The 25,100-nt window shown below is 69.8% G+C and carries 33 protein-coding genes; 18 read left to right on the top strand and 15 right to left on the bottom strand.

The features are described 5' to 3' along the window. Positions 1-390: hypothetical protein (locus Pme01_RS01895; RefSeq protein WP_203935383.1), on the top strand; the 390-nt coding region annotated here is incomplete at its 5' end. Here the strand turns inward: Pme01_RS01895 and Pme01_RS01900 are convergent. The 3 genes from Pme01_RS01900 to Pme01_RS01910 all read right to left on the bottom strand — a co-directional run bounded on the left by Pme01_RS01900 (position 387) and on the right by Pme01_RS01910 (position 3,479). Then, positions 387-1,193 (bottom strand): alpha/beta hydrolase, encoded by an 807-nt coding sequence (locus Pme01_RS01900; RefSeq protein ID WP_168112964.1) that lies wholly within the window; start codon positions 1,191-1,193, stop codon positions 387-389. The two genes, Pme01_RS01895 and Pme01_RS01900, sit on opposite strands and share 4 nt — an antisense overlap. A 10-nt stretch (positions 1,194-1,203) precedes the next feature. Next, positions 1,204-1,530, bottom strand: a complete 327-nt coding sequence (locus Pme01_RS01905) for an Rv1322 family protein (protein WP_168112963.1) — start codon at positions 1,528-1,530, stop codon at positions 1,204-1,206. 158 nt (positions 1,531-1,688) lie between these two features. Then, positions 1,689-3,479 carry a 3-hydroxyacyl-CoA dehydrogenase family protein gene (locus Pme01_RS01910; protein WP_168112962.1) on the bottom strand — a complete coding sequence of 597 codons (1,791 nt, stop codon included), beginning with the start codon at positions 3,477-3,479 and terminating at the stop codon, positions 1,689-1,691. Between the two features lie 276 nt (positions 3,480-3,755). On the opposite strand from Pme01_RS01910, the gene Pme01_RS01915 reads away from it, so the two are divergent. The 5 genes from Pme01_RS01915 (at position 3,756) to Pme01_RS01935 (ending at position 7,460) form a co-directional block, all read left to right on the top strand. Further along, entirely contained in the window at positions 3,756-4,127 is a 372-nt protein-coding gene (locus Pme01_RS01915) for a DoxX family protein (protein ID WP_168112961.1), read from the top strand. Positions 4,128-4,143: 16 nt separating this feature from the next. Then, positions 4,144-4,623, top strand: a complete 480-nt coding sequence (locus Pme01_RS01920; protein ID WP_168112960.1) for a MarR family winged helix-turn-helix transcriptional regulator — start codon at positions 4,144-4,146, stop codon at positions 4,621-4,623. 9 nt (positions 4,624-4,632) lie between these two features. Further along, positions 4,633-5,328, top strand: coding sequence for an SDR family NAD(P)-dependent oxidoreductase (locus Pme01_RS01925; RefSeq protein WP_168112959.1), 696 nt, complete (start codon positions 4,633-4,635; stop codon positions 5,326-5,328). Positions 5,329-5,373: 45 nt separating this feature from the next. Continuing rightward, positions 5,374-6,879 (top strand): aldehyde dehydrogenase family protein, encoded by a 1,506-nt coding sequence (locus tag Pme01_RS01930; RefSeq protein ID WP_168112958.1) that lies wholly within the window; start codon positions 5,374-5,376, stop codon positions 6,877-6,879. A 65-nt stretch (positions 6,880-6,944) separates the two neighbouring features. Next, positions 6,945-7,460: an ATP-binding protein gene (locus Pme01_RS01935; protein WP_168112957.1), complete on the top strand. Its 516-nt coding sequence runs from the start codon at positions 6,945-6,947 to the stop codon at positions 7,458-7,460. On the opposite strand, the gene nucS is transcribed toward Pme01_RS01935, so the two are convergent. Next, positions 7,432-8,091 carry an endonuclease NucS gene (nucS, locus tag Pme01_RS01940; protein ID WP_168112956.1) on the bottom strand — a complete coding sequence of 220 codons (660 nt, stop codon included), beginning with the start codon at positions 8,089-8,091 and terminating at the stop codon, positions 7,432-7,434. The two genes, Pme01_RS01935 and nucS, sit on opposite strands and share 29 nt — an antisense overlap. A gap of 72 nt (positions 8,092-8,163) precedes the next feature. Here nucS and Pme01_RS01945 point away from each other — a divergent pair, with 72 nt between their 5' ends. From Pme01_RS01945 to Pme01_RS01955, 3 genes are read left to right on the top strand one after another with little or no spacing between them, the layout of a single operon-like run. Then, complete coding sequence (locus Pme01_RS01945; RefSeq protein ID WP_168112955.1) at positions 8,164-8,574, top strand: DUF4259 domain-containing protein; 411 nt, start codon at positions 8,164-8,166, stop codon at positions 8,572-8,574. A gap of 22 nt (positions 8,575-8,596) precedes the next feature. Further along, positions 8,597-9,220, top strand: coding sequence for a DUF4126 domain-containing protein (locus Pme01_RS01950; RefSeq protein WP_168112954.1), 624 nt, complete (start codon positions 8,597-8,599; stop codon positions 9,218-9,220). A 22-nt stretch (positions 9,221-9,242) separates the two neighbouring features. Further along, positions 9,243-10,100, top strand: coding sequence for a polysaccharide deacetylase family protein (locus Pme01_RS01955; protein ID WP_239087965.1), 858 nt, complete (start codon positions 9,243-9,245; stop codon positions 10,098-10,100). Here Pme01_RS01955 and Pme01_RS01960 read toward each other — a convergent pair. From Pme01_RS01960 to Pme01_RS01975, 4 genes are read right to left on the bottom strand one after another with little or no spacing between them, the layout of a single operon-like run. Next, the gene (locus Pme01_RS01960; RefSeq protein ID WP_168112953.1) at positions 10,083-11,096 is read right to left on the bottom strand and encodes a DUF2891 domain-containing protein; all 1,014 of its coding nucleotides are present in this window, start codon (positions 11,094-11,096) and stop codon (positions 10,083-10,085) included. The genes Pme01_RS01955 and Pme01_RS01960 overlap by 18 nt on opposite strands. After that, positions 11,089-11,346 carry a flavin reductase gene (locus Pme01_RS01965; RefSeq protein ID WP_168112952.1) on the bottom strand — a complete coding sequence of 86 codons (258 nt, stop codon included), beginning with the start codon at positions 11,344-11,346 and terminating at the stop codon, positions 11,089-11,091. The genes Pme01_RS01960 and Pme01_RS01965 overlap by 8 nt, the downstream gene beginning before the upstream one ends. Next, complete coding sequence (locus tag Pme01_RS01970) at positions 11,343-11,543, bottom strand: hypothetical protein (protein ID WP_168112951.1); 201 nt, start codon at positions 11,541-11,543, stop codon at positions 11,343-11,345. Before Pme01_RS01970 ends, Pme01_RS01965 begins: the two co-directional genes overlap by 4 nt. Positions 11,544-11,548: 5 nt before the next feature. Further along, positions 11,549-11,806 (bottom strand): hypothetical protein, encoded by a 258-nt coding sequence (locus Pme01_RS01975; protein ID WP_168112950.1) that lies wholly within the window; start codon positions 11,804-11,806, stop codon positions 11,549-11,551. 207 nt (positions 11,807-12,013) lie between these two features. Here Pme01_RS01975 and Pme01_RS01980 point away from each other — a divergent pair, with 207 nt between their 5' ends. From Pme01_RS01980 to Pme01_RS01995, 4 genes are all read left to right on the top strand, one after another. Next, entirely contained in the window at positions 12,014-12,520 is a 507-nt protein-coding gene (locus tag Pme01_RS01980) for a DUF6879 family protein (protein ID WP_168112949.1), read from the top strand. 97 nt (positions 12,521-12,617) lie between these two features. Continuing rightward, on the top strand, positions 12,618-12,842 hold the full coding sequence (locus Pme01_RS01985; protein WP_168112948.1) for a hypothetical protein: 225 nt from the start codon (positions 12,618-12,620) through the stop codon (positions 12,840-12,842). A 7-nt stretch (positions 12,843-12,849) separates the two neighbouring features. Next, complete coding sequence (locus Pme01_RS01990; protein ID WP_203935384.1) at positions 12,850-13,329, top strand: DUF6879 family protein; 480 nt, start codon at positions 12,850-12,852, stop codon at positions 13,327-13,329. Positions 13,330-13,358: 29 nt separating this feature from the next. Continuing rightward, on the top strand, positions 13,359-14,222 hold the full coding sequence (locus Pme01_RS01995; RefSeq protein ID WP_168112946.1) for a helix-turn-helix domain-containing protein: 864 nt from the start codon (positions 13,359-13,361) through the stop codon (positions 14,220-14,222). 16 nt (positions 14,223-14,238) lie between these two features. Here Pme01_RS01995 and Pme01_RS02000 read toward each other — a convergent pair whose 3' ends face one another. Continuing rightward, positions 14,239-16,245 (bottom strand): ethylmalonyl-CoA mutase, encoded by a 2,007-nt coding sequence (locus tag Pme01_RS02000; protein ID WP_168112945.1) that lies wholly within the window; start codon positions 16,243-16,245, stop codon positions 14,239-14,241. Between the two features lie 148 nt (positions 16,246-16,393). Between Pme01_RS02000 and Pme01_RS02005 the strand changes: the two genes are divergently transcribed. Both Pme01_RS02005 and Pme01_RS02010 read left to right on the top strand, forming a co-directional pair. Continuing rightward, positions 16,394-17,248: an ABC transporter ATP-binding protein gene (locus Pme01_RS02005; protein ID WP_168112944.1), complete on the top strand. Its 855-nt coding sequence runs from the start codon at positions 16,394-16,396 to the stop codon at positions 17,246-17,248. Then, positions 17,245-18,078 carry an ABC transporter permease gene (locus Pme01_RS02010; protein ID WP_168112943.1) on the top strand — a complete coding sequence of 278 codons (834 nt, stop codon included), beginning with the start codon at positions 17,245-17,247 and terminating at the stop codon, positions 18,076-18,078. Before Pme01_RS02005 ends, Pme01_RS02010 begins: the two co-directional genes overlap by 4 nt. 8 nt (positions 18,079-18,086) lie before the next feature. Here Pme01_RS02010 and Pme01_RS02015 read toward each other — a convergent pair whose 3' ends face one another. After that, positions 18,087-18,935 carry a 3-hydroxyacyl-CoA dehydrogenase family protein gene (locus Pme01_RS02015; protein ID WP_168112942.1) on the bottom strand — a complete coding sequence of 283 codons (849 nt, stop codon included), beginning with the start codon at positions 18,933-18,935 and terminating at the stop codon, positions 18,087-18,089. Positions 18,936-19,125: 190 nt separating this feature from the next. Between Pme01_RS02015 and Pme01_RS02020 the strand changes: the two genes are divergently transcribed. Then, on the top strand, positions 19,126-19,458 hold the full coding sequence (locus Pme01_RS02020; protein ID WP_168112941.1) for a hypothetical protein: 333 nt from the start codon (positions 19,126-19,128) through the stop codon (positions 19,456-19,458). A gap of 11 nt (positions 19,459-19,469) precedes the next feature. On the opposite strand, the gene murA is transcribed toward Pme01_RS02020, so the two are convergent. Continuing rightward, complete coding sequence (gene murA, locus Pme01_RS02025; RefSeq protein WP_168112940.1) at positions 19,470-20,756, bottom strand: UDP-N-acetylglucosamine 1-carboxyvinyltransferase; 1,287 nt, start codon at positions 20,754-20,756, stop codon at positions 19,470-19,472. Between the two features lie 29 nt (positions 20,757-20,785). On the opposite strand from murA, the gene Pme01_RS02030 reads away from it, so the two are divergent. Together Pme01_RS02030 and Pme01_RS02035 are read left to right on the top strand one after the other, a co-directional pair. Then, entirely contained in the window at positions 20,786-21,367 is a 582-nt protein-coding gene (locus Pme01_RS02030) for a cob(I)yrinic acid a,c-diamide adenosyltransferase (RefSeq protein WP_168112939.1), read from the top strand. 10 nt (positions 21,368-21,377) lie between these two features. Then, positions 21,378-21,767 carry a VOC family protein gene (locus Pme01_RS02035; RefSeq protein ID WP_168112938.1) on the top strand — a complete coding sequence of 130 codons (390 nt, stop codon included), beginning with the start codon at positions 21,378-21,380 and terminating at the stop codon, positions 21,765-21,767. Positions 21,768-21,844: 77 nt separating this feature from the next. Here the strand turns inward: Pme01_RS02035 and Pme01_RS02040 are convergent, their stop codons facing one another. The 4 genes from Pme01_RS02040 to Pme01_RS02055 form a co-directional block, all read right to left on the bottom strand. After that, positions 21,845-22,285, bottom strand: coding sequence for a DUF2550 domain-containing protein (locus tag Pme01_RS02040; protein ID WP_168112937.1), 441 nt, complete (start codon positions 22,283-22,285; stop codon positions 21,845-21,847). 16 nt (positions 22,286-22,301) lie between these two features. Next, a complete protein-coding gene (locus Pme01_RS02045; protein ID WP_168112936.1) occupies positions 22,302-22,589 on the bottom strand; it encodes a F0F1 ATP synthase subunit epsilon in 288 nt (95 codons plus the stop codon). 145 nt (positions 22,590-22,734) lie between these two features. Continuing rightward, positions 22,735-24,177 carry a F0F1 ATP synthase subunit beta gene (atpD, locus tag Pme01_RS02050; RefSeq protein WP_168112935.1) on the bottom strand — a complete coding sequence of 481 codons (1,443 nt, stop codon included), beginning with the start codon at positions 24,175-24,177 and terminating at the stop codon, positions 22,735-22,737. After that, positions 24,177-25,097, bottom strand: coding sequence for a F0F1 ATP synthase subunit gamma (locus tag Pme01_RS02055; protein ID WP_168112934.1), 921 nt, complete (start codon positions 25,095-25,097; stop codon positions 24,177-24,179). The genes atpD and Pme01_RS02055 overlap by 1 nt, the downstream gene beginning before the upstream one ends. Positions 25,098-25,100: the final 3 nt, after the last annotated feature.

The raw sequence follows: 25,100 nt of genomic DNA on the forward strand, positions 1-25,100 counted from the left end.
CAGGCCCAGCGCGACACCGAGGAGGCGCTGCGCCTGGAGGAGGAGTACGAGACCAAGGCCATCGAGGCCCAGCGTCGCGCGGAAGAGGCCGAGGAGCGCACCCGTGGCGCTGCCGAGCAGTCGCCGACGCCGGTCACCGTACCGGCGAGCGCGGACGGGGACGCGGTGGTCGGCGAGGCCACGGCGACCACCGCCACGGCGACCACCGCCAAGACGGCCGACGCCAAGGCCACCGACGGCACGACGGCAGTCGCCACCAAGCCCGCCGAGGCGAAGACGGCCGCGGATGGTCACACCAACGGCAAGGCGAGCGCCAACGGCGCCGCGACCAAGTCCAAGGTGGCCGGTGACGGAGGCAAGCGCGGCCCCCGGAAGGTGCCGGTCGACTAACGGGCCGTCTGCTCGGTCCCGGGCGCCGGCACGTCCGAGAACGCGGCGACGGTCCGATCGGCGTAGGCGCTGGCGTCGCCGTACTCCATCGGGCCGTCCCACTCGCGGGGCAGCGGGTACGCGGACGGGTTGACCCGGCGCACGATCTCGTCGAGCACGGTCTCCGCGTCGCCGACCCACAGGTGCTTCGCCCCGGGTACCCCCACGACCTCGGCCTGAGGGATCGCGGCGAAGCGTACGCGAGCCTCGTCCGGGCGCAGGTAGTCGTCGAACTCCGGTACCAGCGCCGTGAGCGGCTTGTCGGCGCGCGCCCAGACGGCGAGGTCGTCCTCGGTGGACGTGCGCAGCGGCGGGGACAGCAGGATCGCGCCCACGACGTCCGGTTCGCAGCCGTACCGCAGGGTCAGGTCGGTACCGAACGACCAGCCGACCAGCCACACCGACGGCAGCTCGGCGAACTCGGCGTACTCGATCGCCGCGGCCACGTCGAAGCGCTCGGTGACCCCGCCGCCGAACTCGCCCTCGCTGGTGCCGCGCACGCTGCTGGTACCCCGGGTGTTGAAGCGCAGCACGGCGAGGTCCGCCAGCGCCGGCAACCGCCAGGCCGCCTTGCGGTACACGTGACTGTCCATCATCCCGCCGTGGGTCGGGAGCGGGTGCAGGCAGATCAGCGTGGCGACCGGTGGACGGTCGGCGGGTACGGCCAGCTCACCGACGAGCGTGAGCCCGTCGGCGGTGGTCAGGGTGATGTCTTCGCGTCGGGCGGGCAGGATCGAGTTGGCCCTGATGGGCTGGGTCGACAACGGATACCTCTCAGCCGTACCGGGGGGCGCTGCGGGAGCGCTGGATGTTGGGGCTACGCCGGTCCCGCGCCCGCCAGCAGCCGGCGTGCCAGTGCCGCCGGTTCTCCGGGCCACCGAGCCCGTCGGCCGGCCAGGCGACCACGTGCGCCACGCCCGGCGCTATCTCGTGGTCACAGCCGGGGCACCGGTAGGCTTTGGTCGCCGAGCCGCCGGGGATCGTGCGTACCGCGAACTCGCCGTCACCCCACGCCTGAACGCCCTCGACGCCGCGGCGGACCTGACTGTCGTCGAGGTCGCGCGCGGCGTCGGGTCGACGGTGATGGCGACGCGGGCTCACGCTTCAAGGGTACGGGTGAGCCGCGCCACCCCCTCGTGGGTCACCCCACCGCGCGGGTCGCCGCCCGTTGACGAGGACCGAAACGACGTCGGGGAAGTCGTGGCCGAGGACTTTCCCTGCGGCCGCGACTTCCCCGACGTCGTGGAGTCAGCGCCGGATCAGCGGGAGTGAGCCCGGAAGCCCCGGCCGACCTTGCGGCCCAGGTATCCGGCGGTCACCAGGTGCTCCAGCAGCGGCGCCGGGGCGAAGCCGGGCTCGCGCAGCTCGTTGTACAGCTCGCGCTCGATGGCCAGCGACACGTCCAGGCCGACGACATCGAGCAGCTTGAACGGGCCCATCGGGTAGCCGCAGCCCAGCTCCATGGCGAAGTCGATGTCGTCGGCGTTCGCGTAGCTCGCCTCGAGCATCTTCACGGCGTCGTTGAGGTACGGGAAGAGCAGCGCGTTGACCACGAAGCCGGACCGGTCGGCGCAGACCACCGGGTACTTGCCCAGGCTCTCGCAGAGGGCCCGGGTGGTGGCGACGGTCTCCTCGGAGGTTCGGATGGTCCGGACCACCTCGACCAGGTTCATGATCGGCGCCGGGTTGAAGAAGTGCATCCCGATCACATCGGCCGGCCGGTTGGTGGCGACGGCGCACTCGACCACCGGCAGGCTCGAGGTCGTGGTGGCGAGGACGACGCCCGGCTTGCAGATCTCGTCGAGATTGGCGAAGAGCGCCTTCTTGATCGACAGTTCCTCGACGATCGCCTCCACGACCAGGTCGACGTCGCCCAGGTCCTCCAGGGAGGACGACCAGGTGACGCGGCCCAGGGCAGCGTCGCGGTCGGACTCGCTGAGCTTGCCTCGCACCACGGCCTTGTTCAGCGACGCGGCCATCTTGTCGCGCGACCTGGCCGACTTCTCGGCGCCGCGGGCGACCGCGATGACCTCGTACCCGTTCTTGACGAACACCTCGATGATGCCGTTCGCCATGGTGCCGGAGCCGACCACGCCGACCTTGGCGATCCGCCGGCCACCGGCCGGAGCCTCGTGCGAGCCCGGGGCGCTCGGGGTCAGCTCGTCGGGTACGACCACCGGGGAGCCCGGCTTCTCGTACGTGTAGAAGCCCCTGCCGGACTTGCGGCCGAGCAGGCCGGCGGTGACCATCTGCTTGATCAACGGCACCGGCGCGTGCCGGCGGTCACGGCCACCCCGGCGGTACATCGTGTCGAGGATCTCGTACGCGGTGTCCAGACCGATCAGGTCCATCAGCGCGAGCGGGCCCATCGGCAGGCCGCAGCCCAGCCGCATCGCCGCGTCGATGTCCTCGCGGGTGGCGTACCTGGACTCGAACATCTGCACCGCGTGGTTGAGGTACCCGAACAGCAGCGCGTTGGCGATGAAGCCGGCCCGGTCGTTGATGGTGACGTCGACCTTGCCGAGCCGCGCGCACAGCGCCTCGATGTCGGCGACCACGTCGTCCGCGGTGACCACGGTCCGGACGATCTCGACCAGCTTCATGACCGGCGCCGGGTTGAAGAAGTGCATCCCGATCACCTGGTTGGGCCGGCTGGTCGCGACCGAGATCTCGGTGACCGACAGCGACGAGGTGTTCGTGGCGAGGACCGCCTCGGGCTTGCAGACCTTGTCCAGCTCCGCGAAGATCGCCTGCTTGAGGTCCAGGTGCTCGGGCACCGCCTCGATGACCAGGTCGACGTCGCGCAGCTCGGTCAGCCCGGTCGCGAAGCGCACCCGGTCCAGCAGCGCGCCCCGGTCGGCCTCGCTCAGCTTGCCCCGGGCCACCGCCCGGTCGGTGGAGCCGGTCAGCACGGCCCGGCCGCGCTCCAGGGCCGGCTCATTGACCTCGACGGCAACGACGTCGACGCCGTTGCGGGCGAAGACCTCGACGATCCCGGCCCCCATGGTGCCGAGCCCGACGACCCCTACCGATTTGAATTCGCGCGCCAACTCAGACCTCCCATGGGTACCCGAACGGTCCTTAAGTTAGTGCTCTCCCCCACGCCGCGTCACGAGGTGTGACGTATTCCGCCCAGTTGAACGGGTGAACGAGCGCATCGATGCCCGTGAGGCCGCGGCGCGGGGTTGTCTCGGGGCCACCGCCGATATCTCTCCGCTGCGCGGGGCTCCACACCGGCCGACCCGGGTCCATTTTATTGAACCTTTAACAATCTACCCGTACGCTTCGTTTAAGCATCAACTAAATGAGACCAAGGAGACCGCACCGTGAACGTGTTTCTCTGGGTCCTCCAGGCCCTACTCGCACTGGCCTTCCTCGGTGCGGGCGCGATGAAGCTGGCCAAGCCGAAGGAGCAACTGCGCGAGAAGATGGGGTACGTCGACGACTTCTCGCAGGGGACGATCAAGTTCATCGGCGCCGTCGAGGTGCTCGGCGCGCTGGGTCTGATCCTGCCCGCCATCAGCGGCATCGCCCCGATCCTCACCCCGCTCGCCGCGACCGGCCTGGCGATCGTCATGATCCTCGCCGCCGCCGTCCACATCCGGCGGAGCGAGCTCAAGCAGACGCCCGTCAACGCCGTCCTGTTCGTGATCGCCGCGATCATCGCGTGGGGTCGGTTCGGCCCGTACCACTTCTGATAGCACCATGGACTGCATGGCCGAGCCCCACTGGTTGGACGAGACCGAACGACGCGCCTGGTTGTCGCTGATGACCCTGGTGATCGTCGGCCTGCCGGACATCGAGCGCACCTTCCGCGCCCACGGACTCGTCCACGTCGAGTACGGGCTGCTCGCCGCCCTGAGCGAGCAGCCCGAAGGGCTGCGGCTGTGCGACCTCGCCGGCTCCATGAACGTCTCGCCGAGCCGGCTCAGCCACCGGATGCGCAAGCTCGTCGACCGGGGCTACGTCCAGGTACGTGGCAGCGCCGACGACGGCAGGGTGAGCATCGCGGTCCTCACCAGCGCCGGGCGACGCCTGATGGAGGAGGTGGCGCCGCAGCACGTGGCGGACGTACGCCGGCTGCTGTTCGACCGGCTCGACTCCGACCAGACGGCCGCGCTCGCCGACGCGCTGTCAGCGGTCGCCGAAGACCTGGGAGGGTGCCCGCGCGCCGACGCCACCCCCGCCTCATAGGGTTGCCGTATGCGTTCGGTCGTCATCACCGGCATCTCCCGCGGCCTGGGTGCCGCCCTCTTCGCCGAGCTGGCCGGTCACGGTGACCGGATCCTGGGCATCGGCCGCCGCTTCGCCGACGAGCAGGTCGCGCTCGCGGTGACCCACGCCAACCGGATCCGACTGTACGAGGCGGAGCTGGCCGACCCCACCACGCTGCCCACCGACGACACCCTGCGCGACTTCCTGGCAGGCGGTGACGAGAGCGTGCTCATCCACAACGCGGGCATGGTCGAGCCGATCGGCCGGATCGGGGAGCTGCCCGACGCGGCCATCGTCACCGCCGCCGGGGTCAACCTGACCGCTCCGATGCTGCTGACCGACGCGTTCATGAACGCCCGGCCGGAGGCCACCACGACCCGCGTCCTGTACGTGTCGTCCGGCGCGGCGCACCGGGTCATCGAGGGGTGGTCGGTGTACTCGGCGACCAAGCGGGGCGCCGAGATGTTCTTCGACGCGCTCGCGGTCGAGCACCCCGAGGCGTACGTGGTCAACATCAACCCCGGCGTGATGGACACCGGGATGCAGGCGGCCATCCGCGCGGCGGAGTTCCCCGACCGTGACCGGTTCACGGGCCTACACGAACGCGGCGAACTGCCCGAACCCGTCGACGTGGCGCGGCGGATCATCGCCGAACATGTCGATCGGCCTATTACCCGCGAGTAGGTATGTGATTAAGCTGACGGGCATCCAGCACGATGGGAGCCCGACATGACCTCCACGCGCACCCCCGGCGTACCCGTCGTCGAAGACGGCGCGCTCGTCTCGACGAACCCGGCCACCGGTGAGGAGGTCGGCCGCTTCCCGGTGGCGACCGCCGCCGACGTCGACGCGGCCGTTGCCCGCGCCCGGGAGGCGGCGACCTGGTGGGTGGGGCTGGGGCACGCCGGCCGGCGCCAGCGGCTGCTGCGGTACCGCAGCGTGCTCGCCAACCGGATCACGGAACTGGCCGACGTCATCCACCGCGAGGGCGGCAAGCCCGCCGCGGAGGCGGTCGTCGAGGCGGCGGCCGCCATCGACCACATCGCCTGGGCCGCCGGAAACGCGCGCCGGGTGCTCGGCCAGCGCAAGCTGCGCGGCTCCCTCATGGTGGCAGAGCACGCGGCCTACCTGGAGTACCAGCCGTACGGCGTGGTCGGCGTGATCGGGCCGTGGAACTACCCGGTCTTCACCCCGATGGGCTCCATCGCGTACGCCCTGGCTGCCGGCAACGCGGTCGTCTTCAAGCCCAGCGAGTACACCCCGGCCGTCGGCCAGTGGATCGTCGACCGGTTCAACGAGGTCGTGCCCGAGCACCCGGTCCTGCAGATCGTGCACGGCACCGGCGAGGTCGGCGCCGCGCTGTGCCGCTCCGGGGTCGGCAAGCTCGCGTTCACCGGCTCCACCGCGACCGGCAAGAAGGTGATGGCCGCCTGCGCGGAGACGCTGACTCCGGTACTCGTGGAGTGCGGCGGCAAGGACGCCATGATCGTCGAGGCGGACGCCGACCTCGACGCGGCGGTGTCCGCGTGCGTCTGGGGCGGCATGACGAACGCCGGCCAGACCTGCGTCGGGATCGAGCGGGTGTACGTGGCCGAGCGCGTGTACGACGACTTCCTCAAGCGCCTGGTGGACCGGGCGAGCAAGCTCACGGTGGGCGTCGGCGACGACGCCGACTTCGGCCCGGTCACGATGCCCAGCCAGATCGAGATCATCCGTCGCCACATCGACGACGCGATCGCCAGCGGCGGCCGGGCCGTGCTGGGCGGCCCCGAGGCCGTGCAGCCGCCGTACGTGAAGCCGACGATCCTGGTCGACGTGCCCGAGGACAGCGCGGCGGTACGCGAGGAGACGTTCGGCCCCACGCTCACGGTCACCCGCGTCCGCGACGGCGACGAGGGGGTGGAGCGGGCCAACGCGTCGGTCTACGGACTGGGCGGCTCGGTCTTCTCGCGGTCGCGCGGGATGGAGCTGGCCCGCCGGCTGCGCTCGGGCATGACCTCGATCAACGGGGCCATCTCGTTCGCCGGCGTGCCGAGCCTGCCGTTCGGCGGGGTCGGCGACTCCGGCTTCGGGCGCATCCACGGCGAGGACGGCCTGCGCGAGTTCGCCCGGGCCAAGGCGATCACCCGCCGCCGGGCGCCGTCGCTGATCCCGGCGATGTCGTTCGACCGTACGCCGAAGGCGGTCGCCATGATCATCCGCTCGGTCAAGCTGCTCCACGGCCGAAGCCGCTAACGATCTCGGACAGTTGTGCGAGCCGTACGCCGCACAACTGTCCAAGATCCGGGTAGGAACCCGGCATGGCCGAAGTCGCGATCCTGAGCGGGCTCCAGGCGTCCGGCAAGTCGACGTTCTTCCGCGAACGCCTGGCCGACACCCACGTCCACGTCAGCAAGGACAACTGGCCCAACGCCCGGCACCGCGAGCAGCGGCAGCGGCGCGTGATCGGCGAGGCGCTGGTCGAGGGGCGCGACGTCGCCGTCGACAACACCAACCCTTCGCCGCACGAGCGCGAGCCGCTGATCGAGATCGCGCACAAGGCCGGCGCCAAGGCCGTCGGGTACTGGTTCCCGCCCGACCCGGGCGTGTCACTGGAGCGCAACGCGCAGCGGGAGGGCCGGCAGCGGGTACCGAACGTGGGCCTCTTCTCGACCTTGAAGCGCCTCAAGCGGCCGTCCTACGCCGAGGGCTTCGACGAGCTGTACAAGGTGCACTCCGACGGCCAGGGCGGCTTCACCGTGGAGCACTGCCCCACCGACACCGACCTCGAGGAGAAGCCCGCCCCGGTCAGAACAGGGTCAGCTCGTCGCGGGTGACGCCACGCAGCGCGTTGTAGTCGACGACGACACAGCGAATTCCGCGGTCCTGAGCCAGTACCCTCGCCTGGGGTTTGATCTCCTGGGCGGCGAAGACTCCACCGACCGGGGCGAGCAGCGGGTCCCGGCCGAGCAGCTCCAGGTAGCGGGTCAACTGCTCCACGCCGTCGATCTCGCCGCGTCGCTTGACCTCTACCGCCACCGTGCCGCCGTCGCCGTCACGGCACAGCAGGTCGACCGGGCCGATCGCGGTCGGGTACTCGCGCCGGATCAGCGTGAACCCCTCCCCCAGCACGGACGGGGCCGCGGCCAGCAACTCCTGCAGGTGAGCCTCGACGCCATCCTTGATCAGGCCGGGATCGACGCCCAGCTCGTGCGAGGAGTCGTGCAGCACCTCCTCGATCGTGATGCGCAGCTCCTCGCCGGCCTTGTTGACCACGCGCCAGACGCCTGGGGCCTCCTCGACCCTGCAGGGCGGGCTCATCCAGTTGAGCGGCTTGTACGCGCGGTCGTCGGCGTGGATCGACACCGACCCGTCGGCCTTCACCATGAGCAGCCGGATGGCGAGCGGGAGATGGGCCGTGAGCCGGCCGATGTAATCCACCGAGCAGCGGGCTATGACTAAGCGCACCGGGAGAGGGTACCCATTGGCGGACAGCCGGGCGCTGCCACCGGCCGGTTGTCGAGGCTGGAGGGGAGTCCGATGCACGTCTGGGGTACCGGCCCGTTCGACAACGACGTCGCCGACGCGTTCGCGACCGAACTGGACGACGCCGACCCCGACCAGCGTCTGGTGATGCTCCGCCGGGTCGAGCAGGAGGCGATCGACGCCGACGACGGGCTGGACGTCGAGCGTGCCCTCCGCGCCTTCGCCGCCGCCGCCGTCGTGGCGGCGAGCTGCCCGGGCGCGCCCCGGATCGAGTCCGACTACGCGCCGGAGTTCCTGGTGCTCGACGACCCGCCCCAGCTCCACCCGGACCTCCCGCCGCTGGCCCGCGACGCGCTCGACCGGATCGAGGAGCGCGACTCGGGCTGGTACGAGATGTGGGACAAGGCCGACAACCTCCACGAGGCGGTGGAGACGCTGGAGTTCATCCGCGACGCGCTGTGTTGACCAACACTGGCATGCTGTACCTGTGCTCGAAGCGCTCACCGGAGCCGGCCTGGCCACATCGGCAGGGCTCAACGCATACATCCCACTGCTCGCCATGGGGCTGCTCGACCGGTACACGGGCCTGGTCAATCTCCCGCCGTCCTGGCAGTGGCTGGCCAACGGCTGGGTCGTCGCGATCCTCGCCGTGCTGCTGGCCGTCGAGGTCGTCGCCGACAAGGTGCCCGTGGTCGACCACGTCAACGACGTCGTCCAGACCTTCGTACGGCCGACCGCCGGCGGGCTGGCCTTCGGCGCGGCATCGGACACCCAGACGGTCATGGTCTCCGACCCCGGCCAGTTCTTCTCCGGCCACCAGTGGGTACCGATCGCCATCGGGGTGCTGATCTCGCTGACCGTGCACGGCGCGAAGGCGACGGCGCGGCCGGTGGTCAACACCACCACGGCGGGGTTCGGCGCCCCGGTCGTGAGCACCATCGAGGACATCAGCAGCGCCGTGCTCTCCGTAGTGGCGATCATCTTTCCGGTACTGGTGCTGGTCGGAATCGTCGCGATCGTCGCCGGCTTCTGGACCTTGATCAGGCGCCGCCGCCGGCGCAAGGCCGAAAAGCGGGCCGCCCGGTACGAACAGGGGACCACGAGAATCTGATCTCTCTGCCATCCTGTGCGCCGTGGTGCGTACCCCTCGGCTGTTGCTCCTCGCCGCCTCGGTGCTGGCTCTCGCGCTGAGCGCCTGTGCCCGTGGCGCGACCGCTGATCCCGGCGGATTCGGCCGCTCCGGCGCGTCGGCGTCCCCGGCCAGCCCGACCCCCAGCCCCAGTCCGTCCGCCCTTCCCGGCGCCACCCGTGCCGGTCTGCGCCCGCCGGTGGTCACCAACGGCCCGCGGACCGGCAACAAGGTCGCGTTGACCTTCGACGCCGACATGACCGACTCCATGCTGTTCAACCTGGCCAGCGGCCGGGTGAAGTCGTACGCGAACATCAAGGTCATCGACATCCTGGAGAGCCGCCAGGTGCCGGCCACGTTCTTCCTCACCGGCGAGTGGGCCGAGCGGTACCCGGACGTGGCCCGGCGGCTCGCTGCCGACCCGCGCTTCGAGCTGGGCAACCACTCGTACAAGCATCAGGGCTTCACGCCGAACTGCTACCAGCTCGGTCAGGTGCCGCCGAACCTGATGACCGAGGACGTGGCGCGCACCTTCCGGGTGATCGAGCCGTTCGGTGGGCACCAGACCAGGTACTTCCGCTTCCCAGGCGGCTGCCACGACGAGGCGGCCCTGGCGGCGCTGGCCCCGCTCGGCGTGACCGTCATCCAGTGGGACGTGGTCAGCGGCGACCCGTTCGCGACCGCGGCGGCGCCGATCGTGCACGCGGTGCTCTCCCAGGTCAAGGCGGGCTCGATCGTGGTGCTGCACGTGACCGAGGCCAACGCGCAGTACACCGACGAGGCCCTGCCGCCGATCCTCGACGGCCTGCGCGCCAAGGGCCTGCAGCCGGTGACGCTGTCGGAGCTACTCAGCCAGCAGTAGGACCGCGTAGCACGCCAGCCAGTGCTCCACCATGTAGTCGCCCCCGGCGACGTGCGGCAGCGCCGCGTCCGCGTGCCGCCTGGCCGCCGTGAGCGCCGGCTCGATGCGCGGGTCGCCGTCGGGTAGCTCCTCGGCGATGCGCCGCCAGCACCAGGCCCGGCTGGCGTTGAGCCCGTGCAGGTGGGCGATGTAGCCGTCGCTGGAGTCGGAGACGATCGCCGGGGTGAACAGGCTCGCCGGCTCGCCGTCGGCGATGCCGGGCAGGAACGCGCCCAGCCAGTCGGCGAAGTCCGGCTGCGGCAGGAGCTTCGACATCAGCTCGGCCTCGGTGAGCGCCGGCGAGAGGAAGTCCGTCCCCGACGGCTCCCAGCCGCCCGGGTAGTCGGTGTCGGTGGCGTAGAACCGGTTCGCGAGCGCCGTTATGCCGTCGCGCAGCCTCTTGTCGGCGTGTGTCCACGCCAGCGACAGCCCGAACGCGGTGTTGCTGTGCACCCCGTAGCGCACCGGGTAGGTCGCCTTCGGGAACCAGTCGAGAAAGTTACCGGTGATCGCCTCAGTCAACGGCGTGAGGCGCTCCGCCCAGCGCGCGCCGTCCGGGTCGTCCCACGTGGCCAGCTCGCCAGCGAGCTTCAGCGCCCAGCCCCAACCGTACGGACGCTCCCTGACGCCGTCGTGCGGGCGGGTGATGAACCGCGCCTCGGCCGCCAGCCCGTCGGGATTGAACTGCCCCTCCAGCGCGGCCCGGATCTCGTCGGCCGGTACGGCGTCACCCGCGACCTTCAACAGCCGTACGAGCATCCAGTGCATCTCGACGCAGGAGTGCCAGTCGAAGCTGCCGTAGAAGACCGGCGTGCGCTCGCGGGGGCGCCGCGGGAAGTCGCCCGGTCCGGTCATCAGGTGGTGGATGTCCGACGGGAACTCGCGCTCGATGTTCGTCAGCGCCACCCGGGCGTACTCGCCCGCGTGCGCGCGGAGTACGTCGCCCCATTCACCCATGCCGCTGACCCTGTCCGGCAGCCGCAGAGGCGCGGGTCCAGCCCAGGAACCGGGTGTACAGCAGGCCGGACGCGTGCGACGACAGGTCCTCGGCCGCGTCGACGAAGTACGCCGACATCAGCAGTCCGAGGCTGACCCGTGCCCGTTCGTACTCGGCGAGAAGCTGAACTCTCTTGGTACGGCACGGCCAGTCCGCTCCGCAGCCGGCGCAGGTCCACGCCGGCCGCATCGGTACGTGAAGGCCGGTCATCGCCCGTACTGCCGCTTGATGATCATCCGCATCCGCTCCTCCATCGCCGGTTGGTTCGCGCGGCTCTCGGCATCCCTCGCCGCCAGGACGGCATCGCAGGGCCAGTGCTTCGCGCCGCAGGTACAGCCGTGGCGTAGCAGCCACCATGGCCGGGGCCTGTGGTAGGCCTTGATCCGGGCGATGTCCGCCGCTTCCATGGCCGCTATGTCCTCGCGTCCCGTCGCTTGCGACCGGGAAGCTCGACCAGTGGCCAGGCCGCTGCCAGCAGGCCACCGTCGGCGAGGCTGCGCCGGCGGCAGGGCCACAGCTCGGACTCCTTCACACAGGTACGCGCCACGCAGAACCCGTCCACGCCCGGCTCGTGCTCGGCGCGCAACGCGTACGCGACCATCCACAGGAGACGGTCGGTACGGGCGGGCGGCTCCTCGGGAGGGTTGTCCCGGTCGAACGGATAGTTCACGACGCCCCTCTCCTCCCGGCTCCTGTCGCCGTGACCGTACGGCGGCTGGGAATACGGCTTCAACGAAGATGCGATGAGTTGCGGCGGCACGCTTGCCGTCGCGCACCTTGCTCGATGGGAGCGCAACTTTGTGCACACTCCTTGAGCCCCTTGCGGACTTCAGTGGAGACTCGGCCACGGCAACGCGGTTCCTTCCGGAGGTAGCCGATGTCGATCCCCGGATTCGAGGCGCTCATGGGCTCGGCCCAACACCGGGCCCTGCATCTGGAGATGCGCGACACGTACGCCGGGACTGATGCGTCGTTCGCGGATTGGCTGGCCGGGCGGCCGTTCGATGACAGTGACCTGGACGCCTGGTGGCACAGCATCATCGGCCCGTTGGTGGAGCGCGGGGTGGATGTGCGCCGCGCCCGCATCGTGTCGGAGCCGGTCACCGACTACATCAGATACGAGTACGAGATAACACGCGCGGCGAGCCTCGCGGCCGGCGAACGGGTGCGGTGGCTGCCACGGCAGCAGGCGTCGGACCTGAGGCTGCCCGGCAACGACTTCTGGCTGGTCGACGACCAGGCACTGTTCAACTTCTTCAGTGGCGACGGCAAATGGACCGACAGCGAGATAGTTACCGATCCGGTAATCGTCACGTTCTGCGCATCGTCGTTCGAGTCCGTCTGGGGGCGCGCGATCGACCACGAGGACTACCGACCGCGCTAGCGCATGAGCACCGCAACTTCGTGCACACTCCTTGAGCTTCAATCGATCCGAGCCGCACTCGGGCACAGCCACCGCCAGTACGGCAAAGGAGGCCACCATGGCGCTGCGATTCCTGGGCAAGGACCCCAACTCCAATGGCGGCAATTCGCCGACCCTCTACTACGACGATGAGCGCGATACGTACGTGTTCCAGAGTTGGAAGGTCCTCGATCCGGAGCGGCTGGCGCAGTTGAGCCTGCCGGAGCACGAGACGGTGATCGAGTTCCCCAGGCGCATGATGCGGTTCTTCCCGGAGGTAGCCGATGTCGATCCCCGAGTTTGAGGAGCTCATGAGGTTGGCCCAGCACCGGGCCCTGCACCTGGAGATGCGCGATACGTACGCGGGCACCGATCTGACGTTCGCCGACTGGTTAGCCGGACGCCTCTTCGACAACAGCGAACGCGCTACGCACTGGCACGCGGTCATCCGCCCGATGGTCAACCGCGATGTCGACGTACGACGGGCCCGGATCGTGTCGGAGCCGGTCAGCGACTACATCCGGTACGAGTACGAGGGGACACCGCTCTTCGCCGTGGGGGCAGGTGAACAGGTGCGATGGCTGCCCCGGCAGCGGGCGTCAGACCTGATGCTGCCCGGCAACGACTTCTGGCTGATCGACGATCAGGTGGTGTTCAGCTACTTCCGTGGCGACGGCAAGTGGGTGGGCGGCGAGATCGTCACCGACGCGACGGTCGTGGAATTCTGCGCGTCGGCGTTCGAAGCTGTCTGGAAGCGCGCGATCGACCACGAGGAATACCGGCCAAGCTGATACGACCCTCAAGCCGTCACACTCATTCCGTGTCGTCGTCGCCTTCATCCAATGTGCAACAGGCCAGGCAGGCCCTCGGCCAGCGGCTGCGTGACATCCGCGTCGAGGCTGGCCTGTCCGCACGTACCCTCGGCCGTCTGATGGGGCGCCATCCATCAAAAGTCTCCCGGATCGAGCATGGGGTGACGCCCCCCTCGGCAGCCGACATCCGCGCCTGGTGCGGCCACTGCGGTGCGACCGATCAGGTGGACGACATGGTCGCCTCGCTCCGTGCGGTCGAGGGGATGTATGTCGAGTTGCGGCGCCTGACGCGCACCGGCATGCGCCACCATCAGAAATCCCGGGTCCCGCTCTATGAGCGGACCCGCCTGTTCCGCATTTACGAGCCAGGCGCGATCCCCGGCCTGTTCCAGACGCCCAACTACGCGAGGACGCTGCTGGGGCGGATCATGGCCTTCAACGGCATCCCTGATGACCGGGAGGAGGCGGTGGCCGCGCGGATGGACCGGCAACGGGTCGTCCACTCCGGCGAGCACCGGTTCGCCGTCATCCTGGAGGAGTGGGCGCTGCGGTGCAGGATCGGCAGCGCGGAGATGATGGCCGGACAACTTGGCCACCTGATCAACGTCGCCTCGTTCCCGTCGGTCTCGCTCGGGATCATCCCGGCGAACATCGACCGGACCATGTGGTCGAGCCCGGGCTTCTGGATCTTCGACGAAGATCGGGTCGAAATCGAGACTCCGAGCGCTGAACTGACGATCACTCAGCCACGCGAGATCGCCGTCTACGCGCGTACCTTCGCAGAGCTGTCTTCGATGGCCGTCTACGGCGCGGCGGCCAGGTCGTTGATCACCGCAGCGATCAACGACCTGGGCGCGGACGAGGACGGTTGAACGCCCATGGGCCGACTCAGGCCAGCCCGTTGGCCTCCCGTACCACGGTCACCAGTTCGCCCATGATGTCGTTGAGCGCGAAGTCCTTCGGCGTGAACACCCGCGCCACTCCGGCCTTGCGCAGCGTCTCGGCATCGTCGGATGGGATGATGCCGCCGACCACGACCGGCAGGTCGGGACGGCCGGCCTGACGAAGTCCCTCGAGTACGGCCGGCACGGCGTCCAGGTGCGAGCCGGACAGCACGGACAGCCCGACCAGGTCGACGTCCTCGGCCACGGCCGCGGACACGATCTGCGCCGGAGTCAGCCGGATGCCCTGATACACGACCTCGAAGCCGGCGTCGCGGGCGCGTACCGCGATCTGCTCGGCGCCGTTGGAGTGCCCGTCCAGGCCCGGCTTGCCGACCAGCATCCGCAGCCGGGCGGCGCCCAGGTCGGCGGCGGTCGCCTGTACCCGTGACCGGACCTCAGCCAGCGCGGAGCCGGCGGCGGTCTCACCCAGAGCGCCGCCGGAACTCAGGCCGGTCGGGGCGCGGTACTCGCCGTACGCCTCCCGCAGCGCCCCGGCCCACTCCCCCGTCGTCACGCCCGCGCGGACGCATTCGAGGGTCGCCTCCATCAGGTTGGCGGTACCGGCGGCGTCCGCCCGCAGCCGGTCCAGCGCGGCGGCTGCCGCCGCCTCGTCACGCTGGGCGCGCCACGCCTTGACGCCCTCGATGGCGGCGGCCTCCACGGCCGGGTCGACCTGCTCGATGTGGTTGGCGCCGCTGGCGGTCAGCGGGCTCGGCTCGGTCTCGGTGAACTTGTTGACCCCGACGACGACGTCGGTACCGGACTCCATCCGCCGCCGCCGTTCGGCCAGCGAAGCGACCAGGGCGCTCTTGAGGTAGCCGGTCTCGACCGCGGCGACCACGCCGCCCATGTCGAGCACGGTCGAAAGCTCCGCGCGGGCGCCGTCGGCGATCTCCGAGACCAGCGCCTCGACCACGTGCGAGCCGTCGAAGAGGTCCGGGTACTGCAACAGGTCGGACTCGAACGCCAGCACCTGCTGCATCCGCAGCGACCACTGCTGGTCCCACGGGCGGGGCAGGCCGAGCGCCTCGTTCCAGGCCGGAAGCTGTACGGCGCGGGCGCGGGCGTTGCGCGACAGGGTCACGCCGAGCATCTCCAGCACGATGCGCTGGATGTTGTTCTCCGGCTGCGCCTCGGTCAGGCCGAGTGAGTTGACCTGTACGCCGTACCGGAAGCGGCGCTGCTTGGCGTCGGTGACGCCGTACCGTTCGCGGGTGATCTCGTCCCACAGCCGGCCGAACGCCCGCATCTTCGCCATCTCCTCGACGAAGCGCACGCCGGCGTTGACGAAGAACGAGATCCGCTCGACGACCCGGCCGATCTGATCGGGCTCGACCTGGCCGGAGTCGCGCACCGCGTCGAGCACCGCGATCCCGGTCGCGAGGGCGAACGCCACCTCCTGGACCGGCGTCGCGCCGGCCTCCTGGAGGTGGTACGAGCAGATGTTGACCGGGTTCCACTTGGGCGTGTTCGCGACGGTCCACGCGATCACGTCGGTGGTCAGCCGCAGCGACGGCCCCGGCGGGAAGATGTACGTCCCGCGGGACAGGTACTCCTTGATGATGTCGTTCTGCGTGGTGCCGGCGAGCTTCTCACGCGGCGCAGCCTGCTCGTCGGCGACGGTCACGTAGAGCGCGAGCAGCCACATCGCCGGCGCGTTGATCGTCATGGACGTGTTCGCGGCGGCGAGATCGATGCCGTCGAAGAGCGCGCGGGCGTCGCCGAGGTGGGCCACGGGCACGCCGACCCGCCCGACCTCACCGCGGGCCATCTCGTCATCCGGGTCGTACCCGGTCTGCGTCGGCAGGTCGAACGCCACCGACAGGCCGGTCTGCCCCTTGGCGAGGTTCCGGCGGAACAGTGCGTTGCTTGCCGCGGCCGAGGAGTGGCCGGCGTAGGTGCGCATCACCCACGGTCGGTCGGGCTGCTCAAGCCGGATTGCGTCGGACATGGCCAACCTCCGCCGTCCCAGGACTTCGTCACCGAAGTTTACTAAGCGGTAACTTGGCTTGGACCCGTGACAATCCTCACCGCTGCCGGGGGCGCGCGACAAGGCCCCGGTCCGTGTTCTTGCGGAGCCGCGAGACATAGTGGACGCCGTGAAGGAAAACCTGGCGATCGAGGTGCGCGGTCTACGCAAGGCGTACGGGTCGACCGTCGCCGTCGACGGCCTCGACCTCGCGGTACCGCGAGGCGAGGTGTTCGCGCTGCTCGGACCGAACGGCGCGGGCAAGACCACCACCGTGGAGATCCTGGAGGGCTTCCGGCGGGCCGACGCCGGCGAGATCCGGGTACTGGGTACCGATCCCCGCGCCGCGACGGCGGAATGGCGGTCCCGGGTCGGCATCGTGCTCCAGAGCACCGGCGAGTTCGAGGAGCTCACGGTGGCCGAGGTGGTGCACCACTTCGCCCGGTACTACGGAGGCGCCGACGACCCCGACAAGGTCATCGACCGGGTCGGGCTGACCGGCAAGCGCGACGCCCGCGCGGAGAAGCTCTCCGGCGGGCAGAAGCGGCGCCTGGATGTGGCGCTCGGCATCATCGGCCGCCCGGAGCTGTTGTTCCTCGACGAGCCGACCACCGGATTCGACCCGGAGGCGCGCCGGGAGTTCTGGGAGCTGATCCGGGGCCTGGCTGCCGCGGGTACCACGATCCTGCTCACCACGCACTACCTGGACGAGGCCGAGGCGCTGGCGGACCGGGTGGGCGTCATCGCGAAGGGTCGGATGGTGGCCCTGGCCGCCCCTGCGGACCTGGGCGACCGGCGCACGGCGACGGCGACCGTGAGCTGGCAGGGCCCGAACGGTACGGAGTCGGAGCGCACCCACACGCCCACGGCGGTGGTGAACGCGCTCGCCGAGCGGTTCGGCGGCGAGGTACCGGGCCTCACCGTCAGCCGGCCCACGCTGGAAGACGTCTACCTGGCGATGATCGGTAAGGAGGAGGCGGCATGACCACAGTCGCTGACCAGTCGGTCACCCGCGCGGCCAACCGGCGCCCGGGTGCACTGGCCCTCGGGCTGAGCCGAGGCGTCCTGGAGCTCAAGCAGTTCGCGCGCACCCGCGCGTACCTGGTCTTCACGCTCCTCTTCCCGGTCGTCATCGTCCTGATCTTCGGTGCTGCCTTCCACGGCTCCGCCGGCGGAGGCGTGAGCCTGTCGCAGTACTTCGTTACCGGCATGATCGCCTCCGGCTTCCTGGCCACCGGCTTCCAGAACCTGGCGATCCAGATCCCGATCGAACGCAGCCGGGGCGTACTGAAGCGGCTGGTCGGTACGCCGATGCCGCGGTCGGCGTACTTCATCGGCAAGATCGTGATGGTGCTGGTGATCAGTGCCATCAGCACCGCGGTCCTGCTCGCGATGGCGGTCGCGTTCTACGACCTGCCGCTGCCGTCGAGCCCGACGAAGTGGCTCACGTTCGGCTGGGTGAGCCTGCTCGGCGTCACCGCCTGCACGCTGCTCGGCATCGCGTACTCGTCGCTGGCCCGCAGCGGCCGCGCGGCGCCCTCGATGACGACCCCGGTGGCGCTGGTACTGCAGATCATCTCCGGGGTGTTCATCGTCTTCACCGCGCTGCCCGGGTGGATGCAGCAGGTCGCGGCGCTGTTCCCGCTGAAGTGGATGACCCAGGGGCTGCGGTCGGTGTTCCTGCCGGACTCGTTCGCGCAGCGCGAGGTCGCGCACTCGTGGGAGCTGGGCCGGGTCGCGCTCGTGCTGGGCGTCTGGTGCGTCGCTGGCCTGATCCTGTGCCTGCTGACGTTCCGCTGGACCGACGAGGACTGAAACCAGGATCAGTACGAGTAGAAGCCCTGACCCGTCTTGCGGCCCAGATCGCCGGCGGTGACCATGCGCGCCAGCAGCTCCGGCGGGAAGAACTTCTCGTCCGCGGTGTCGTTGTAGATGTTCTTCGTCGCGTGCAGCAGCACGTCGACCCCGGTCAGGTCGGTCGTGGCCAGCGGCCCCATCGCGTGGCCGAAGCCGAGCTGGCAGGCGGTGTCCAGGTCCTCCGGGCTGACCACGCCGCTCTCCACCAGCTTGACCGCCTCCACGACCAGCGCGGAGATGAGCCGGGTGGTGACGAAGCCGGCGATGTCCCGGTTGACCACGATGCAGGTCTTGCCGATCTCCTCGGCGAAGGCGCGCGCCCGGGCCAGGGTATCGTCCGAGGTCTTGTAGCCGCGTACCAGCTCGCAGAGCTTCATCATCGGTACCGGCGAGAAGAAGTGGGTACCGACGACCGACTCGGGCCGCGAGGTGGCCGCCGCGATCTGGGTGACCGGGATGGCCGAGGTGTTCGTCGCGAGTACCGCGTCGGTCTTGCAGATCCGGTCCAGCTCGCGGAAGACATCCTGCTTGATCTCGAGGCGCTCGAACACGGCCTCGACGACGATGTCCGCGTCGGCGGCCGCCTCCAGGTCGGTGGTCGGCGTGATCCGGTCCAGCGCGGCCTCGACGTCCTCGCCCGTGATCGTGCCCTTGGCGGCGAACTTCTCCAGCGACGTGCGGATGCCGGACAGCCCACGCCGTACCGCCGCGTCGTCCAGGTCGCGCAGCGTGACCTCCCAGCCCGCCCGCGCGGCGACCTGAGCGATTCCGGCCCCCATCAGACCGGCTCCGATGACCGCCAGTCGACCCGCCATCTGCAGACCCTCCCTCGCATCCGTTGGCGCCATCTCCACGCACCGTGCTGGGGCGCCGCCGCCTCCACACCGCGGTGGGCCGGCATTCGCAGGCACCTTACCGCTCGTTAAGTCGTGTCCCCGCATGAGGCCGGAGGTATGGCCGTTTGGACGAATACGAAAAGTAGTGATTTGCTGACACACTGTTACGGTGCTTGTCTACGTCGCTGTCTACTGCCTGGCCGCATTGATCGCTCTCGCCACCGGCGTGGCGCTCACCGTCATCCTGCGCGCCCTCGCGGCCTCCCGCGAGACGCCTCCGGCCAGGCGCCCGTCTCCCCGAGGGGCCCGACTCGACGACTACGGCCTCCTGCGCACCGTCGTCCTGGTCGAGTCACTCGACACCGGCCGCCGGGTCCGCGACCTGCTCAAGGCCGGCGGGGTACGCGCGACCGTCGCCAGCGGTGGCGACGGGCTGACCCGCGTGCTGGTCTTCCCCCGTGAGTATGAGCAGGCGCGCCGGATGGTGAGCTGGGTTCTGTAACCGGCAGCCGGTCAGAACCCGAACTGCTCCTCATCGGGGACGCTGACCCGCTCCACCGGCACTCCCAGCGCCAGCAGGTCCGCGACGAAGTTCGGGTACCCCCGGTCGATGTGGTACACGTCGCCGACCTCGGTCACGCCCTCCGCGCACAGCCCGGCGATGACGAGCCCCGCACCGGCCCGGATATCGGTCGCGCGCACCGGCGCACCGGAGAGGCGCTCCCGTCCCCGTACCACCGCGTGGTGGCCGTCGGTACGGATGTCGGCCCCCAGCCGGGACATCTCGTTGATGAACGAGAACCGGCCGTCGAAGATGTTCTCGGTCACCAGCGAGGCGCCCTCGCTGACCGAGGCCAGGCCGATGGCCATGGGCAGCAGGTCGGTGGCGAACCCCGGGTACGGCAGGGTGACGACGTCGACCGCCCTGGGACGCTCGTCCATCCGTACCCGGAACTGCCCGGCACCGGCGTCGACCCGCGCGCCGGCGTTCGCGAGCTTGTCCAGGGCGATCTCCAGGTGGCTGGGCTCGGCCCCGACCACGTTCACGTCACCGCGGGTCATGGCCGCCGCGAACGCCCAGGTACCGGCGACGATGCGGTCCCCGACCGTACGGTGGGTGACCGGCTCCAGGCGGTCGACGCCCTCGACGACGAGCTGTGACGTGCCGGCCCCGTCGATCTTCGCGCCCATCGCGATGAGCATGTCGCAGATGTCGACGATCTCCGGCTCCCGCGCCGCGTTGTCGATCTCCGTCGTCCCCTTGGCCAGTACGGCCGCCATCAGCAGGTTCTCGGTGGCGCCGACGCTGGGGAAGTCGAGCCAGATCGTGGCGCCGTGCAGCCGCGGCGCGGACGCGATCACGAATCCGTGCTCGCTGGTCACCTCGGCGCCCATCCGCCGCAGGCCGTCGACGTGCATGTCGAGGCCGCGCGAGCCGATGGCGTCACCGCCGGGGTAGGCCACCCGCACGTACCCGCAGCGCGCCACCAGCGGGCCGAGCACACAGATCGAGGCGCGCAGCCGGCGTACGAGGTCGTAGTCGGCCTCGCTGCCCAGCTCCTCCGGGGTGTCGATCAGTGCCCGGTGGTCTTCCAGGGTGACGTCGCAGCCCAGGCGCCGCAGCACCTCGGCCATGATCGCGATGTCGGTGATGCGCGGCACGTTCGTCACCACGGTTCGGCCCGGCGCGAGCAGCGCCGCGGCCATCAATTTGAGCGCCGAGTTCTTCGCGCCCACGACGGGCACCTCGCCAGCCAGACGGGCACCACCAACAACACGGATCAGGTCCACGCGGGCCATCGTAGAGCCGTCTCCGTACCCTTGCAGACATGGCCGTCCACCTGACCCGCATCTACACGAAAACCGGCGACGCCGGCACAACCGGACTAGGCGACTTCAGCCGGGTGCCGAAGACGCACCCCAGGATCGCCGCGTACGCCGACGTCGAGGAGTGCAACGCCGCGCTCGGAGTGGCGCTCGCGCTTGGTCAACTCCCCGATGACCTGCGGCGCGTCGTCGGGATCGTGCAGAACGACCTGTTCGACGTCGGCGCGGATCTGTGCAATCCGATCGTCGAAGAACCGCAGTACCCGCCGCTGCGGGTCACGGAGGACTACATCACGCGGCTCGAGGGCTGGTGTGACGAGCACAACGCCAAGCTGTCCAAACTGGACTCCTTCATCCTGCCCGGCGGTACGCCCGGCGCGGCGCTGCTGCACGTGGCCCGGGTGGTGTGCCGGCGGGCGGAGCGCGCGGCGTGGGCGGTGTACGAGGACGACCCGCAGCGCACCAACCCCCTGACGGCCAAGTACCTCAACCGCCTGTCCGACCTGCTGTTCATCCTGGGCCGGGCCGCCAACCCCGACGGCGACGTGAAGTGGGTCCCCGGCGGCGAGCGGCCCTCGTCGTGAGCCCTCTCCCATGAGCGGAATCCACCACGTCGAGTTGTGGGTGCCCGACCTCGACCGCGCCGAGGCGAGCTGGGGCTGGCTGCTCGGGGCGCTCGGCTGGCAGCCGTACCAGCGCTGGGACGCCGGGCGCTCATGGCGCCTCGACGGCGCGTACATCGTCATGGAGCGTTCGCCTGCGCTGAGCGCCCCCGAGCACGACCGGCTCCGGCCCGGCCTCAACCACCTCGCGCTGCACGCCGGCCCCCGGGACCGGGTCGACGCGCTCGCCGTCGAGGCGCCTGGGCACGGCTGGTCACCGCTGTTCGCCGACCGGTACCCGTACGCCGGCGGTTCCGACCACTACGCCGCCTACCTGGTCGACCGGGACGGGTTCGAAGCGGAACTCGTGGCGGAGGGTTGAAACATCCGTGCCTGAGCCGGCCCGGGAAAGGCGCTACCTGACCCGGGTCAGGTGACCCGACAACGGACGGGAAGGTGCTACTGGGCCGCCATACGCGTCGAGACCGTCCCTGGTGGGACGGCCTCGATCCACGACAGGAATCCGGCGAGCGTCGACTCCGCCATGGCGATCTCGACGAGCGTGTCGTCGCTGACGCACCGGAGGATCATCCAGTCGGGTGCGAGCGCGAGACACTCCGGCCCGTCCGGCACCCGACGGCTCTCGATCATCAGGGCCCGGCGCGACAGCGTGCGCCGGGGGCGCGGCGAGAAGCTGAACATCCGGTACCACCGGAGGTCGTCGCCCATGAACCGGCCGATGCCGGGCGACCAGCCCCGGCCGGGTACGACCGTGTTGAGCCGCCAGCTCATCTCGATGGTGCCGACGCTGCGGGCGATGAACCCGCGCCGGAGGAAGAGCAGGGCCAACCCCAGGAGCAGGGCGAACACACCGATGCCGATCAACTCCAAGATCTTCACCGGCGCCGCCCCCGGCTCAGTGCGCGGTGGCCTGGGTGGCGGCCGGTGCACAGTCCTCAGCGAGGACCGTGACGCCGTTCTCCGTCACGGAGAGGAAGCCGCCGGAGACGTCGTAAGCCTCCTCGCCACCACCGGAGAGCTTGATCCGTACCTGGCTCGGCTCGGCCAGCTGCCCCAGCAACGGAGCGTGACCGGGCATGACACCGAGCTCACCCTCGGTCGTGCGTGCGATCAGCATGTCGGCCTCGCCGGACCACACCTTTTCCTCGACGGACACGACCTCGACGTGCACCTGACTGGCCACGCGGTTTCTCCTCTAGCGCCAGGACGGGATCGTCCGAGTGTAATCAACGGCCCGGATCACCGGGCCAGTGGGGCCAACCGAACGTGACGGGCCCAATGTACGAGCGGGCCGGCCCACAAGGACCGGCCCGCTTGCGCACAACGTACTACTTCATCAGATCGTGCGCCTTGCGCTCGAGGTCCTCGAGCCCACCGCACATGAAGAAGGCCTGCTCAGGGAAGTGGTCGTACTCGCCCTCGCTGATCTTCTTGAACGCCTCGATCGTCTCTTTCAGCGGGACGGTCGAGCCCGGCGTACCGGTGAACTGCTCGGCGGCGTACGTGTTCTGGGACAGGAAGCGCTCGATCCGGCGGGCTCGGCCCACCACGATCTTGTCCTCCTCGGACAGCTCGTCCATGCCCAGAATCGCGATGATGTCCTGCAGGTCCTTGTACCGCTGGAGGATCTGCTGGACGCCACGGGCCACGGTGTAGTGGTCGTTACCGACGTACTCGGGCGCGAGGATCCGCGAGGTCGAGGCCAGCGGGTCCACCGCGGGGTAGATGCCCTTGTCGGAGATCGACCGCTCCAGGTTGGTCGTCGCGTCCAGGTGGGCGAACGTGGTGGCCGGCGCCGGGTCGGTGTAGTCGTCGGCGGGCACGTAGATCGCCTGCAGGGACGTGATGGCGCGGCCACGGACGGAGGTGATCCGCTCCTGCAGCTGGCCCATCTCGTCGGCCAGGGTCGGCTGGTAACCCACCGCGGACGGCATGCGGCCGAGCAGGGTGGACACCTCCGAACCCGCCTGGGTGAACCGGAAGATGTTGTCGATGAAGAGCAGCACTTCCTGGTTCTTGACGTCGCGGAAGTACTCCGCCATCGTCAGCGCCGCGAGTGCCACCCGCAGCCGGGTGCCCGGCGGCTCGTCCATCTGACCGAAGACCAGCGCGGTCCGCTCGAGAACGTTGGACTCGTCCATCTCCAGGATCAGGTCGTTGCCCTCGCGGGTGCGCTCACCCACGCCGGCGAAGACCGAGGTACCACCGAAGTTACGGGCAACCCGGATGATCATCTCCTGGATGAGCACCGTCTTGCCCACGCCGGCACCGCCGAACAGACCGATCTTGCCGCCCTTGACGTACGGGGCGAGCAGGTCGATCACCTTGATGCCGGTCTCCAGCATCTCGGTCTTCGGCTCGAGGTCGGCGAACGCCGGCGGGTTCCGGTGAATCGGCCAGCGCTCGGTGATCTCGAGCTTGCTCTCGTCGGCGTTGAGCACCTGGCCGAGGGCGTTGAAGACGTGCCCCTGGGTCACGTCGCCCACCGGCACGCTGATCGCCGAACCGGTGTCCTTGACCTCGGTGCCCCGGACCAGGCCGTCGGTCGGCTGCATCGAGATCGCCCGGACCATGTTCTCACCGAGGTGCTGAGCCACCTCGAGCGTCAGGGTCCGCTTGCCCTCGGCGAGCTCGACCTCGGTGTGCAGCGCGTTGAAGATGTCGGGCATCGCGTCGCGCGGGAACTCGGCGTCGACGACCGGGCCGATGACTCGGACGACGCGGCCGACGCCGGTCTTGGTGCCTGCGGCATCCTTCTCAATAACAGTCATCACACTTCATCTCCAGCCGCGGCAAGCGCGTTCGCGCCGCCGACGATTTCGCTGATCTCCTGGGTGATCGCGGCCTGGCGCGCCGAGTTCATCTGGCGGGTCAGGGTCCGGATCATCTCTTGCGCGTTGTCCGTCGCGCTCTTCATGGCGCGCCGGCGAGAGGCCGACTCGCTCGCCGCGGAGTCGAGCAACGCCGCGTAGATGCGCGTGTTGATGTACTTCGGCAGCAGCGCGTCGAGCAGCTCGTCCGGTTCGGGCTCGAACTCGTAGGCGGGCATCGGCCCGCTCTCCTCGCGCTCCTCGACCTGCATCGGCGCGAGGAACCGGGCGACCGGTTCCTGGGTCATCAGGGACTTGAACTGCGTGGAGACCACGTGCAGCTCGTCCACACCCTGGACACCGTCGGCGTTGCCGTCGGCGTCGTCGGCACCGGCCACGAACGCCTCGATGAGGGTCTGGCCGACCTCACGGGCGTCCTCGAAGCTGGGCCGCTCCGAGAAGCCGGTCCAGCTGCCCGCGACCTCACGGTTGCGGAACCGGTAGTACGACGCGCCCTTGCGGCCGATGACGTACAGCGCGACCTGCTTGCCGTCCGCCCTCAGCCGGGCGATCAGCTCCTCGGCCGTGCGGATCGCGTTGGCGTTGTAGGCGCCGGCAAGGCCGCGGTCACTGGTCACCACAAGCACGCCGGCCCGACGCACCCGCTGCCGGGGAACCAGCAGCGGGTGGTCGACGTTGGCGTTGCTGGCCAGTGCGGTCAGCACCCCGGTGATCGCCTCGGCGTAGGGGCGGGCCGCCTCGACCCGCTCCTGCGCCTTGGCGATCCGGCTGGTGGCGACCAGTTCCTGCGCCTTGGTGATCTTCGCGGTCGACCGCGTCGAGCGAACCCGCCGACGCAGCGACTGAATCTGACCAGCCATCCG

Source organism: Planosporangium mesophilum (assembly GCF_016863255.1).
Taxonomy (GTDB): Bacteria; Actinomycetota; Actinomycetes; order Mycobacteriales; family Micromonosporaceae; genus Planosporangium; species Planosporangium mesophilum.

Coding starts and splice junctions, on each gene's coding strand:
- Pme01_RS01920 (WP_168112960.1), top strand. CDS start 4,144: ATGGCCGAGCCCCACTGGTTGGACGAGACCGAACGACGCGCCTGGTTG.
- Pme01_RS01925 (WP_168112959.1), top strand. CDS start 4,633: ATGCGTTCGGTCGTCATCACCGGCATCTCCCGCGGCCTGGGTGCCGCC.
- Pme01_RS01930 (WP_168112958.1), top strand. CDS start 5,374: ATGACCTCCACGCGCACCCCCGGCGTACCCGTCGTCGAAGACGGCGCG.
- Pme01_RS01935 (WP_168112957.1), top strand. CDS start 6,945: ATGGCCGAAGTCGCGATCCTGAGCGGGCTCCAGGCGTCCGGCAAGTCG.
- Pme01_RS01945 (WP_168112955.1), top strand. CDS start 8,164: ATGCACGTCTGGGGTACCGGCCCGTTCGACAACGACGTCGCCGACGCG.
- Pme01_RS01960 (WP_168112953.1), bottom strand. CDS start 11,096: ATGGGTGAATGGGGCGACGTACTCCGCGCGCACGCGGGCGAGTACGCC.
- Pme01_RS01965 (WP_168112952.1), bottom strand. CDS start 11,346: ATGACCGGCCTTCACGTACCGATGCGGCCGGCGTGGACCTGCGCCGGC.
- Pme01_RS01970 (WP_168112951.1), bottom strand. CDS start 11,543: ATGGAAGCGGCGGACATCGCCCGGATCAAGGCCTACCACAGGCCCCGG.
- Pme01_RS01980 (WP_168112949.1), top strand. CDS start 12,014: ATGTCGATCCCCGGATTCGAGGCGCTCATGGGCTCGGCCCAACACCGG.
- Pme01_RS01985 (WP_168112948.1), top strand. CDS start 12,618: ATGGCGCTGCGATTCCTGGGCAAGGACCCCAACTCCAATGGCGGCAAT.
- Pme01_RS01990 (WP_203935384.1), top strand. CDS start 12,850: ATGAGGTTGGCCCAGCACCGGGCCCTGCACCTGGAGATGCGCGATACG.
- Pme01_RS02000 (WP_168112945.1), bottom strand. CDS start 16,245: ATGTCCGACGCAATCCGGCTTGAGCAGCCCGACCGACCGTGGGTGATG.
- Pme01_RS02010 (WP_168112943.1), top strand. CDS start 17,245: ATGACCACAGTCGCTGACCAGTCGGTCACCCGCGCGGCCAACCGGCGC.
- Pme01_RS02015 (WP_168112942.1), bottom strand. CDS start 18,935: ATGGCGGGTCGACTGGCGGTCATCGGAGCCGGTCTGATGGGGGCCGGA.
- murA (WP_168112940.1), bottom strand. CDS start 20,756: ATGGCCCGCGTGGACCTGATCCGTGTTGTTGGTGGTGCCCGTCTGGCT.
- Pme01_RS02030 (WP_168112939.1), top strand. CDS start 20,786: ATGGCCGTCCACCTGACCCGCATCTACACGAAAACCGGCGACGCCGGC.
- Pme01_RS02035 (WP_168112938.1), top strand. CDS start 21,378: ATGAGCGGAATCCACCACGTCGAGTTGTGGGTGCCCGACCTCGACCGC.
- atpD (WP_168112935.1), bottom strand. CDS start 24,177: ATGACTGTTATTGAGAAGGATGCCGCAGGCACCAAGACCGGCGTCGGC.
- Pme01_RS02055 (WP_168112934.1), bottom strand. CDS start 25,097: ATGGCTGGTCAGATTCAGTCGCTGCGTCGGCGGGTTCGCTCGACGCGG.